At 48.1% G+C, this 11,936-nt stretch carries 11 protein-coding genes; 6 read left to right on the forward strand and 5 right to left on the reverse strand.

What is annotated here, in order from left to right:
- Positions 1-29 precede the first annotated feature (29 nt).
- The 5 genes from BUB37_RS10535 (at position 30) to pyrF (ending at position 4,014) form a co-directional block, all read left to right on the forward strand.
- Positions 30-476, forward strand: coding sequence for a QcrA and Rieske domain-containing protein (locus BUB37_RS10535; protein WP_072993186.1), 447 nt, complete (start codon positions 30-32; stop codon positions 474-476).
- Between the two features lie 28 nt (positions 477-504).
- Positions 505-939 carry a thioredoxin family protein gene (locus BUB37_RS10540; RefSeq protein ID WP_072993188.1) on the forward strand — a complete coding sequence of 145 codons (435 nt, stop codon included), beginning with the start codon at positions 505-507 and terminating at the stop codon, positions 937-939.
- The gene (locus BUB37_RS10545; RefSeq protein WP_072993190.1) at positions 936-1,934 is read left to right on the forward strand and encodes an FAD:protein FMN transferase; all 999 of its coding nucleotides are present in this window, start codon (positions 936-938) and stop codon (positions 1,932-1,934) included. The genes BUB37_RS10540 and BUB37_RS10545 overlap by 4 nt, the downstream gene beginning before the upstream one ends.
- Before the next feature lie 118 nt (positions 1,935-2,052).
- A complete protein-coding gene (prfA, locus tag BUB37_RS10550) occupies positions 2,053-3,129 on the forward strand; it encodes a peptide chain release factor 1 (RefSeq protein ID WP_072993193.1) in 1,077 nt (358 codons plus the stop codon).
- A gap of 66 nt (positions 3,130-3,195) precedes the next feature.
- Positions 3,196-4,014 (forward strand): orotidine-5'-phosphate decarboxylase, encoded by an 819-nt coding sequence (pyrF, locus tag BUB37_RS10555; protein WP_072993196.1) that lies wholly within the window; start codon positions 3,196-3,198, stop codon positions 4,012-4,014.
- 2 nt (positions 4,015-4,016) lie between these two features.
- Here pyrF and BUB37_RS10560 read toward each other — a convergent pair whose 3' ends face one another.
- The gene (locus BUB37_RS10560; RefSeq protein WP_072993199.1) at positions 4,017-4,214 is read right to left on the reverse strand and encodes a hypothetical protein; all 198 of its coding nucleotides are present in this window, start codon (positions 4,212-4,214) and stop codon (positions 4,017-4,019) included.
- Positions 4,215-4,571: 357 nt separating this feature from the next.
- Between BUB37_RS10560 and BUB37_RS10565 the strand changes: the two genes are divergently transcribed.
- Positions 4,572-5,357, forward strand: coding sequence for an alpha/beta fold hydrolase (locus BUB37_RS10565; RefSeq protein WP_072993202.1), 786 nt, complete (start codon positions 4,572-4,574; stop codon positions 5,355-5,357).
- Between the two features lie 328 nt (positions 5,358-5,685).
- Here BUB37_RS10565 and BUB37_RS10570 read toward each other — a convergent pair whose 3' ends face one another.
- The 4 genes from BUB37_RS10570 to BUB37_RS10585 are packed head-to-tail and all read right to left on the reverse strand — an operon-like array spanning position 5,686 to position 11,578.
- A complete protein-coding gene (locus tag BUB37_RS10570) occupies positions 5,686-6,174 on the reverse strand; it encodes a lipid-binding protein (protein ID WP_072993205.1) in 489 nt (162 codons plus the stop codon).
- 16 nt (positions 6,175-6,190) lie between these two features.
- A complete protein-coding gene (locus tag BUB37_RS10575; RefSeq protein ID WP_170863151.1) occupies positions 6,191-6,823 on the reverse strand; it encodes a DUF5011 domain-containing protein in 633 nt (210 codons plus the stop codon).
- A 20-nt stretch (positions 6,824-6,843) separates the two neighbouring features.
- Entirely contained in the window at positions 6,844-8,373 is a 1,530-nt protein-coding gene (locus tag BUB37_RS10580; protein ID WP_072993211.1) for a SusD/RagB family nutrient-binding outer membrane lipoprotein, read from the reverse strand.
- A 19-nt stretch (positions 8,374-8,392) separates the two neighbouring features.
- On the reverse strand, positions 8,393-11,578 hold the full coding sequence (locus BUB37_RS10585) for a SusC/RagA family TonB-linked outer membrane protein (protein ID WP_072993214.1): 3,186 nt from the start codon (positions 11,576-11,578) through the stop codon (positions 8,393-8,395).
- Between the last annotated feature and the right edge of the window lie 358 nt (positions 11,579-11,936).

Here is an 11,936-nt window from a genome sequence, read left to right on the forward strand (position 1 = left end):
GTTTTTATTGTATAACGTATTGCTTTTTTATGGAAAGAAAACAATTTTTAAAAAGTATGGGGGCGGCCGCGGCCTTTGCGGTTTCCTTTCCTTGCCTCCACGGTTGCTCCAAGGATGGGGATGGCGGTGAAGGAGGGGATCACGAAGTGCCGACCGGGGTCGATTTTACCTTGGACCTAAATGCTCCTGAGAATGCCGCCTTGGCCAATAATGGGGGCTATGTGCTCAAAAATCTGGTCGTGGTGGCCAAAAACCTTGAAGGGGAGTATGTAGCGGCAAGCCAGGTATGTAGCCACGAAGGGTATGATGAGGTGCGCTTTGTTTCCCAAAACGATGGAATATTCTATTGCGACGTCCACGGATCCCGCTTCGAACAGGACGGAAGCCCGATCAATCAGGTAGATGGGGCGGAAGCCAAGCCCTTGAAAATATTCAAGACCGAACTTTCTGAAAATTTACTCCGCGTTTTTGAATAAATGGCACGGTTTTGAATGTAGGCAGGTAATGCGAGGTTTTCTAATTCTATTGGCCGTATTGTTTACGTCTTCCGGTTTTGCACAAAATTGGGAGGCCGGGTTTGACAGTGCCTTACAGAAGGCCAAGAGTGCCGACAGGCCCTTGGTACTCGTTTTTGCCGGTTCCGACTGGTGCGGCCCCTGTATTAAGCTGGATAGGAACATATGGCAGTCGGAGGCATTTAAGGCTTATGCACGGGAAAACTACGTACTCTACAAGGCCGATTTCCCTAGAAAAAAGGCCAATCGCCTTCCGGACGATTTGCAGGAAGAAAATGACAGGTTGGCCGAAAAGTACAACCCCAAGGGATATTTTCCCTTGGTAGTGGTGTTGAACGGCGAAGGTCGGGTTTTGGGTAAGACCGGGTTCGCCAATGTTTCACCGGAGGAATATATATCAACTTTAAATGCTTTTGTCAAGTGAGGTCCTGGTTGTCCATACTGTGTGTCTTCTTGGTTTGTAGCTTATGGGCGCAAGATCGGCCCTTGGTTACGGTGCACAAGGCTTTGGAGCTGATGGGAAGCCGGTTCGATATAACGGTGGTGGCCCATAATGAGGATGTGGGGTACATCAATATTGATGAGGCGACCGCCGAGATACAGCGTATAGAAAAACTGATATCGGCCTGGGATCCCGATTCGGAGACTTCCCTGATTAACAAAAATGCGGGCATCAGGCCCGTGGTGGTCAGTGCTGAGCTTTTCGCCTTGATCGAACGTTCGAAACAGATTTCCGAATTGACCGATGGGGCCTTTGATATAAGCTATGCCTCGATGGACGGTATTTGGAAGTTCGATGGTTCAATGACCTCGATGCCAAGCCAATCGGAAATCAAAAATTCCATTGCCAAAGTGGGATATAGGAACATTGTCTTAAACCACAAGGAACAAAGCGTATTCTTGGCCAAGAAAGGGATGAAAATTTCGTTCGGCGCCATTGGTAAGGGTTATGCCGCCGATAAGGCGAAAGAATTACTGGTCTCCAAACAAGTGGTCGGGGGCATTATCAATGCCGCGGGCGACCTTACGACATGGGGCACCAAGGCCAATGGGGAAAAATGGTTGATCGGTATCGCCAACCCCTTGAGCGAAGACCGTATTTTTTCTTGGCTGCCCATAGTTGAATCGTCCGTAGCGACATCGGGCAATTACGAAAAACACGTCGTATTGGATGGTGTGAAGTATTCGCATATCATCGATCCGAGAACGGGTTACCCGGCTACCGGGGTCAATAGCGTATCTATTTTCGCCAAAAGTGCCGAAACTTGCGATGCACTGGCCACCGCGGTTTTTATATTGGGCAAGGAAGACGGACTGGCCTTGGTCAACCAACTTGGAGGTATTGAAGTCGTTCTTGTCGATGACCGCAATAAGATACACAAGAGCAGCGGTATTCTGTTGGATGAGGCATCGGAGTAAAGGCCCCCCGTTTTCGAGTGGCCCTTGTTTTTTCCTTTCCTTCTCCTTGGATCGCGGAATACTTGCCGAGAGATGTTCAAATTTGTCGTAAATTCGCAATCCAACCGAGGGTAAGGATATGATAGATAAATTAAATATAGTCAAGCAACGTTTCGATGAGGTTTCCGACCTGATCATACAACCCGATGTCATATCGGACCAAAAGCGCTATGTAGAGCTGACAAAGGAGTATTCCGACCTTAAGGAACTCGTGGCGAAGCGCGATGAATATTTGCGATTGACGGACAATATAAACGAGGCCGAGGAGATTATTGGTGACGGTAGTGATGCCGAAATGGTCGAAATGGCCAAGATGCAGCTCGAAGAGGCCAAGGAGCGGTTGCCCCAATTGGAAGAGGAAATCAAGTTGATGTTGATTCCCAAAGATCCCGAGGATGCCAAGGATGTCGTGGTCGAAATCAGGGCCGGTACCGGGGGTGACGAGGCCAGTATATTTGCCGGCGACCTGTTCAGGATGTACACCAAGTATTGCGAATCGAAAGGCTGGAAGACCAACGTTATCGATTTGAGCGAAGGTACCAGCGGCGGCTATAAGGAAATACAGTTCGAAGTCAACGGAAAGGATGTGTATGGCACCTTAAAGTTCGAGGCCGGTGTGCATCGCGTACAGCGCGTACCGCAGACCGAGACCCAGGGCAGGGTCCATACCAGTGCCGCAACGGTCATGGTGCTTCCCGAGGCCGAGGATTTTGACGTCCAGATCGACCCCAAGGATGTCCGGATCGACTATTTCTGTTCGTCGGGCCCCGGTGGTCAGTCGGTCAACACGACCTATTCCGCCGTGCGCTTAACGCATATTCCTACCGGTCTGGTGGCCCAATGCCAAGACCAAAAATCACAGCACAAGAACAAGGAAAAGGCATTTAAGGTCTTGCGTTCGAGGCTATACGACCTGGAGTTGGCCAAAAAACAGGAGGAAGATGCGGCGAAACGAAACTCGCAGGTGAGCAGCGGCGACCGTTCGGCGAAGATCAGGACCTATAATTATCCGCAGGGAAGGGTGACGGACCATCGTATCGGTCTGACCCTCTACGACCTACAGAACATTATTGACGGCGATATACAAAAAATTATTGATGAGCTTAGCCTGGTAGAGAACACCGAAAAATTGCGGGAGGCCTCGGAAACTTTCTGACGGCCGGCCATTTACAAAAAGGTGCCGATTCGCTGCCCGAACAAGCCAAACTTTTAAACGACTACAGTGACTACCCAACAACTCGTTGACCAAATCCATAAAAAACAATCGTTTCTGTGCATCGGTTTGGATACCGATCTGGAAAAAATACCGGCCCATCTTCTGCAGGAGGAGGATCCCATTTTTGCCTTCAACAAGGCAATTATCGACGCAACGCACCATCTGTGCGTGGCCTATAAGCCCAATACGGCTTTTTACGAGGCCTATGGCTTAAAGGGATGGAAGTCGCTCGAGAAGACCATCGAATACCTTAATTCGAGCTATCCGGAGCTGTTCACGATCGCCGACGCCAAACGTGGCGATATTGGAAATACCTCTACCCGCTACGCCAAGGCCTTTTTTGAGGAGCTGAACTTCGATTCGCTGACCATTGCGCCCTATATGGGAAGGGATTCGGTGGAACCGTTTTTGGAATTTAAGGACAAACACACCATTTTGTTGGCACTGACATCCAATGCAGGGGCCTTTGATTTTCAGACGCAATCGGTCGATGGACAGGAGCTCTATAAAAAAGTGTTGGAAACTTCGAAAACCTATAAAAATTCCGAAAACCTGATGTATGTGGTAGGAGCTACAAAAGCGGAGTTCTTAAAGGAAATCAGGCAAATAATCCCTGAACGTTTTTTGTTGGTGCCCGGAGTGGGGGCCCAAGGAGGAAGCTTGGAAGAGGTATGCCGCTATGGAATGAACGAAAAGGTAGGTCTGCTTATCAATTCTTCAAGGGGAATCATATATGCCTCCGATACCCGCGATTTTGCCGAGAGTGCCGCACAGGAAGCGCAAAAGCTGAAAAACCAAATGGAATTGCTGTTGAAAAACAGATGAGGTTAATGCATCATATTTTCCAATATTTTTTTGATCTTTTGGGCTTTCTGCTCGAAGAACTCTACGAGTCTTGCATCGGTGTATTCCAAACTGCTGGCCTTTTCCAAAAACGATTGGTATTGGTGCTCCAATAGGTTGATAGCGTTTCTATCGGCCGCAATTGAGGTAACTTGTCCAACTTTACAATATTGATTTTCCATAGTACATAAATGATTCTCTCAAATATACGCAGCAATTCTAGTTTTGGATTTTGTTATTCGCCCTATTGGGCCAAATATCGGTTCAATTGATATTAATTTAACATTTAGGCTGTTAAGATCGTAAAATAAGACCCAGTTCGGGTATAATGGGCTTTTCTGGCGAAAAGGTAGCCGTGGGCCTTAAAAGCGTCTTTCGCCCCGGGAAAATGCAAGGTGTTCGATGTGTATCGGGGCTTTTAGGGTCGGTCAGGTTTCGTTTTGAAAAAAAAATGGATAAAAAAAACATGCTAATGTGCTATGGATCAAAAGTTTTAATACATTGCAAAGTTTCCTAACCGGAAATCTAGAGAGAACACTTTGCTTAATTACATTACATATCCACATCGGCAATCGACAGTTTGGGTGACCTTCGTACATGGTGCGGGGGGAAGTTCGTCCATATGGTACAAACAGGTTCGGGAGTTTAGAAAGCATTTTAATGTTCTCCTGTTGGACCTTAGGGGGCATGGCAACTCGAAGCCCGCCCTAAAGGATGCCTTCGACGACAAGTATACCTTCGATTACGTAACCGAGGATATCGTAGAGGTATTGGATTTCCTTAAGATCGAAAAATCACATTTTATAGGTATCTCCTTGGGAACCGTCCTGATCAGGAACCTTGCCGAGACCTACCCCGATAGGGTCGTGAGCATGGTTATGGGCGGGGCCATTATCCGCCTCGACATGCGGTTTCGAATGCTGATGGTTTTTGGTGATATGTTCAAGTCTTTTGTGCCCTATATCTGGTTGTACCGCCTGTTTACCTTTGCCATTATGCCCGATGGCAACCACAAGGAATCGCGAAACCTTTTTGTTCGTGAGGCCAGAAAACTCTATCAAAAGGAATTTATCAGATGGTATAGGATGGGGTCGCAGATCAGTACGCTCTTGCGCCTGTTCAGGGCTACGGATATTAAAATACCTACCTTGTACGTAATGGGAGGGGAAGACTATCTTTTTCTGCCCTCGGTAAAAAAAATGGTGAAAAAGCAAAGCGCGGCCAGTTTGCTGACCATTGAAAATTGCGGCCACGTGGTGAACGTAGAGGAGCCCAAGCTCTTCAACTCCTTTGTGGTTTCCTATATCGCCGACTTCGGCCACTGATTTTTCTTCCCTTGGACAATGACGGGACTTTTCGAACCTTGGTTTATAGCTCAATTACGGAAAGGGAGAATGGCACATGCCCAAAGGGCATAAAATGTAAGGTGCAACCCCGAATTTATATTGATAGCTAATTCAAATAATAAACTCTAAAAAATGAGACCGAAGTATTTTTTTAGATGTGTTCTTCGGAGTTGCCTTACATTGGTTTTAAGATTTATTGGTTTTATGTTGTCCAAATTAATGCATATCGCTACAAAAACGGGGAAGGGCTTATAAACCTTTACCTATCCGACATATATTTACCCGATTTTTTCTACTCTTGGGCGGGTTAGTGTTCGTCTTCCAGTAGACCGTTCCGCTTGTAGCCGATCATGGTATAAATGGTTCCGGGGTCATCTGAAAACTCGACATCGAATGAAATTTGATCGGCGGTATTGCCACCTGTCGTCGTGGCACCGTCCTTGGTTATGGTACCGTTCGATATGCTTACCGTAATGTTGTAATCTTCCACGACACTGGTCAGGTCGCTGCCCGAAAAGGTCAATTGTTGTAGGTCCACGGGCGATTTCACCTTAAAATCCCAAATGTTGCCATGGTCATCCACCCAAATTTCGGTGCCATCGTCGGCAGCGGTATTGTAGGTCGATATTTGTGAATAATCCAACACCAGTACATCACCTACAAAGGTTTGGACGAACCAATCGCCGGACATTTCGACAACCTGGGTTGCTCCGGGATCGAAATCCCCTCCTTCATCACAACTCGAAAGGGCGATCAGGGCGATGGCAACGGTCAATGTCTTAAATAAATCTCTCATAGTGGGTATCGTTTAATTATTGTCTTTCAAAAACTCGGGTAAACGTGCCGTAAAACGCACTTGCATTTAGGTTCCAGGTAAAATTGTCGTTGTCTTGGATGGCCCCGTCCAAACTTTCAACCGTGATTCCCGTTGAAGAAGCATTCTCTTGGTAGGGTATGTACAACAGATCGTCATCAACGTTGTAGAAGGTTACCATAAGTTGGTTTTCGCCCTCAACGCCACCTGCATTGTCGTGGGTGTATACACGGTCGGACAGGCGAACCACGGTTGCGGGACTTCCGTTGTTTCGGGCCCAACTTCCGCTGAGGTCGTATATACTCGGTTCGGTAGACAAGACCACCACCACCCTTCGGGCCGAGGCGGCAAAGCCATCGTCGTTAATGGTCTCGTAGGTAAGGGTGTAGACGCCGGGGGTCGACGTGTCTACGCTTCCCGAAGTGGAATATTCCGCACTGCTTCCGGCAATTTCCGAGGTCGCTCCCGGGTCGACATAGGTGTCGCCGACGTTGATCACGGTAGTGCGTTCGCCAATTATCTCTACTGTGGCATAATTTGTCACGAGGCTGACGTCGTTGGTCTCTTCGCCATCACAGGAGGCAAACAGGGCCAGGCCTACCAATAATAGGGTTCTATATAACTTTTTCATCATCTCTTTGTTTACGATTTTTATTTGTTCCACCAAATGGGGACAGTTATGTCAATAATGGCCGGTGCGTTCGAGTTTCTCGATATTTCCGAGTTGGGGTAGACCAGGCGCTGCGGAAAAATACCTCCGGTCAGGCCTTCTACCGAATAGGCCCATTGGCCGGCGACGTAAGCTTCATTGGATTGGGGTATGGGTGAAATTTCGGGGAAACCCGTTCTGTGCTGTTCGAAAAACGATTCGTAGCCCTGATCGGGGTAACACGATATCCATTTTTGAACGATGATGCTTTTTAGCTTGTCGTCAAAAGTACCTGCCACAGGGTATTCGTAAGGGCCGCCTTCGGCGATAAAGGGAGTGCCGTCATAGGGTTCTGAAAAGATCCAGGTTTGATCGGCCTCCGATTTGGTATTGTCGTAAAAGTTCGGGCTTTTTTCAAATGCCGCCAATACCCCTGCATCGTATAGTTCCTTGGCGCCGGCTCCGCCATTGTACCTTTCCATGGCCTCGGCCTGCATAAAATAACTTTGGGCCGCACTGATAAAATAAACCGGTGATAGGGGGCTGATGTCTGCCAACGAGATCGTCGCGGGCGGGGCCTGACTGTTGTAATCGCCTTGGTCAAGGGGCCCTAGGGGGTCGCCCGATGTATCGACCGTTTGGTAAAAGGCTTCCAGTCTGGGATCCGCATTGGCCGAAAGGAAAGACCACATGGTCGTACTTGCCCTTAGGTTGTTCTGGGTATTCAACTGTCGCCTATCGCTTTCGTACAAGGGGTTGCTAAGACTGGCTTCGTCTTCGAACACATCGCCTCCAAGGCCTATTCCTGCGTTTATGGTCAAGAAAGGGGCCCCCGAATCGAGCATGGCCCTAATGCCCGTTTCGGCAACAGTTGGCCGAGCTTCGGTCTGTCTTAGAAAAATCTTAAGCTTCAAGGTATTGGCGAAGGCTGTCCAATTGTCCATATTGCCGCCAAAGACAAAGTCGTCGCTTCCCGGTGCGGGTAGGGAAGAAGCTTCCAGGTCGCGTCCGAGGGCATCGTCCAAATCGCGGATCATGAAGTCGTATACCTCTTCGCCCGTATTAAAGTTCGGTGTAAAATTGGATGGGTCGTTGGCTTCCTCGTACGGGATATCGCCGTAGAAGTCGGTCAGAATTTGAAAGGCGTATGCCTCAAGACAGGTAGCGATAAGGTAATAGTTCCAGTTTTCGCGTTCAAGGGCAATTTTTTTTGCGTTTCTAATATCGCTCAACGCATCATAGGTATTCGACCAGGCCCTCTCGTAATCATTTGTTCCGATGGTGTAGTTGTCTTCCGTCCTATATTGGCTCGATGAGAGGCTTTGGGACCAAAATTGCGACCAAATTCCCCCTACAAATGATATGGAAGAGGCATGGGCACCCCCGATGCCGATAATTCCGGCGGCAATTTCAGAGGAAATGGCGACTCCCTCGGGGTCCAATAGATCGGGATCCTTATTTATATCAAGTTGTTGGTCGCACGAAACCGCAAGGGCCGTAATGACCATAACACCAATTATCAGTTTTTTCATTTCGCTTAATTTTTATCGGTTAAAAAGAAACTTTTAGTGCAAAGCCATAGGTTCTCTGGGTAGGGTTCCCTGCAAATTCACCAAATTCACTGGCCAGGTCATCCCCGAAAGTGGAAACCTCCGGATCGACGTAGGGGTTGCTGTCCGGTGTCCACAACGCGAGGTTTTTGCCATAAACACTAAAAGCGGCCGTAGTTAGTCCCAGTTTTTCGACAAATGCCAGGGGAAGATTATAGGTCAGACTCATATCCCTGAGCCGTACAAAGGTCTTGTCGATAACATGTGTTTCTTCAATGCTCCCATTATTCGAAGAACTATAAAAACCCGTAACGTCGATATAATTGATGGGTGTGGTATTCTCCGAATAGGTCCCGTCCGCGTTTTCATTGACCGAGTTGGGCACGATAAAGGGCGAACGGTCGTTGTACAAGGTCGGTAGGGAATTGCCCGTAAATCCTAATAACCTGGCCGTATACGAATACATTTCGCCTCCTTCCTTCCAATCGAGGCTGGCGGCCAGGGTGAAATTTTTATAGCTGAATGAGTTTTTCAGGCCCATCACGAAATCTCTTTGCGACGTACCGATTTCTTCTTCATTGTCGACCTGTAAGGGAATGCCCGAAGAAGGGTCGACGATGGTCCGGCCGTCATCCGTGGTTGCGGCGACCCGGGTTTTGTACACGCCCAAGGGCCTTCCCTTTTCGGCATAAAAATTGACAGCAAAGGCACTGTTGATCAATATTTCGGAAAGCCCTTCGGCAATATCGGTTACCTCGTTTTCATTTTTGGTAAAGGTGTAGTTGACGTTCCACCTAAAATTGTCGGTTTGAACGGGTACGATACCCAAGCTAAGTTCGAAGCCCTTGTTATTGAGATCGATAAAATTACCAGTGGTCGAAAGGTATCCCGTACTTCGGGCCAACGGCCGGTTGATGATGACCCCTTCGGTATCTTTGTTGTAGTAGGCGGCGTCTATATTGAGCCTTCTGTTAAAAAGGTTCACTTCGGCGCCAAATTCATATTCCCGGGTGATTTCGGGCTTGAGGTTCGGATTGCCCAATATGCCACTGAGCTCAAAGGCATTTTGCCCGGCGATGGGAAAATTAATCTGCCCGAAATCAAATGTTACCCCTGCTTGGATCAAGGTATTGGCCGTGGCATAGGGGCCCGTGTCCTTGGCAACCTTGGCATAGGAGGCCCTTACCTTGGCAAAAGTATTGTCGTTTTCGATAACGACCCCACTTAGGGCTACCGAGGGGTAAAAATAGGAATTGGCACCAATGGGTAGGGTCGAAGACCAATCGTTACGCCCCGTGAAGGTGAGGAAGACCCTGTCTTTATATCCCAGTTCCGCGGAACCGAAGATACCGTAAATCCTGCGTTTGGAATCGGCCTGGGTAGCTATCTGCCTGCCCGCCGTATTGGTGAGTTCATAAAAATCGGGTACACTTAGGTCGGTAATGGAAACACTCAGGAAATTGGTTGAAATTTCGTTGTACGCCCCCCCGAGTGTTGCGTTAAACGTAAGGTCGGTAGAGAAATCGGTACTGTAATCGAGGGTGATGAAGGAATCGTATTCCTTTCTATCGTTCTTTCCTTCGGTAACCCCACCTGCATTATTGGTCGCGCCGTCGAGGGCGTTGGGCGATCCGGGGGTATAACTGACGATGGCCCCGTAGCTCTTAAGGGTATTGTTGCTGATATCCGCTCCTACTTGGGCGGTAAGTACCAAATTGGGTAAAAGGTCATAGGCCAGGTTGACGTTGCCGAAAAAGCGATTTGTACCATAAAAGGTTTTGTTCTCGTTAATGGTCCACCATGGGTTACGCGAATAAGGGGTATAGAAATTATCATTGTTGTTGAAAGGATTGTTCTCGTAATCCCTTAAATCCAGGACACTGATGTCACGGGGAATTTGAATGATCTCTTGAATAAGGCTTTCTCCCTCCCCGGCGTTATCGCTTTGTCCCGTATTTACAATGTTTTGGTCGCGGGTTATGTAATTGGCTACGGTGCGGGCCCTGAACCTCTTGCCCCGAAGTCCTGCCGATAGGTTGAACACCTTTCGGTCGAGGGCATCGGCCTCGGTAGGTATGACCCCATCGCTATTGGTATCGGTAAAGATGAACGAGAAGTTGGTGGTTTCGCCTCCCCCGCTTAGCCTGACGGAGTTGGTGAACGAAGTTCCCGCTTGAAAAAAATCCTTGATATTGTCCTCAAGGGCTACATAGGGCTTGATTTGTTGCGAATTGTCGACAATATTGCCCCATGTGCGTATTTCACCGTCGAAAGGTGCTCCCCAAGATCCGTTTTCGTTACTGGCATCGGTTCCTCTCGAATAGCTCTGTCCCGCCCATCCCTGGCCAAAGCTGTTTTGGTAATGGGGCAGTCTTCCCACCTCCGAAAAGTCGGTGGCCGTAGAAAGGTCGACCCTAAGTTTTTGTCCTTCAAGTGCCCTCTTGGTTGTGATTATTATCGCGCCGTTTGACGCCCTGGACCCGTAAATGGCGGCAGCGGCCGCCCCTTTGAGTACGTTTATGTTCGCAATGTTGTTCGGGTCGATATCGTTAAGGCCGTTACCCGCATCGTAGGTGCGCGTGGCATCCGTACTTAGGTTGTTTGGATCGCTACCGCGATTGTTTGCGTTGCTGATAGGGGATCCGTCTACAATGTACAATGGCGAATTCGATCCCAAGGAGCTAAAGCCCCTGAGAATGACTTTGGCAGAGGCCCCTGGCTGGGCTGGAACTGTAATGTCTACCCCCGCCACTTTTCCCGAAAGGGATTCGAAGGGGTTGGTGTTGTTTACTTCGGTCAGGTCTTTGGCCGATACGGAAACCGTGGCATAGCCCAGGGATTTTTTCTGTTTCGTTTTGCCAAAGGCGGTCACGACGACCTCTTCGAGGGCCTGTGCATCCTGTTCCATCTGAATATTGATGGTGTTGGCGCCTTCGACCGTACGTTCTACGGTTTTTTGTCCTATGTACGAAAAAACCAGTACTTGCCCTTCGCTTACCTGAATGGAATAATTGCCGTCGAAATCACTTTGTACACCGGTCGTAGTGCCCTTAATTAAGATGCTTACCCCGGGCAGCGGTATGTCGTCTTGGTCGATTACATATCCTGTAACCGTCTTTTCTTGTGAATATGCAAAGTAAATTCCTACAATAAAAAGCATAAACACGTGGATACAGTGTTTTTTCATACGTTGTTTTTAATGAGTTAGATTTTGAATGGCGAAAGCATCAAGCAATTCTGAAATTAGCTTGGTAATAAATGGTAATAGGACCCCCTATGTTCCAATGGGATGGTTTTACTTCGAGTTTAGTAGCCGTCTCAGAGCTGCCGTGCATTTCAATTAGCTGATATGGACAAAATAACAGGCTTTTAACATGGGTTAGGGAAAGGCTTATAAACATTTACTTTGCCGACAAATCTTTCCTTTGCGTTTACTTATTCCTTCAAAAGGATGCACGGGCATTTGACCCAATGTATTGGGGGCTGAGGCTTGATCGGAGGTTGTAACAGGAAAGTGGGTGAAACTGGAAACATAGTGCTCTTGG

The organism is Pseudozobellia thermophila (assembly GCF_900141855.1).
GTDB lineage: Bacteria > Bacteroidota > Bacteroidia > Flavobacteriales > Flavobacteriaceae > Pseudozobellia > Pseudozobellia thermophila.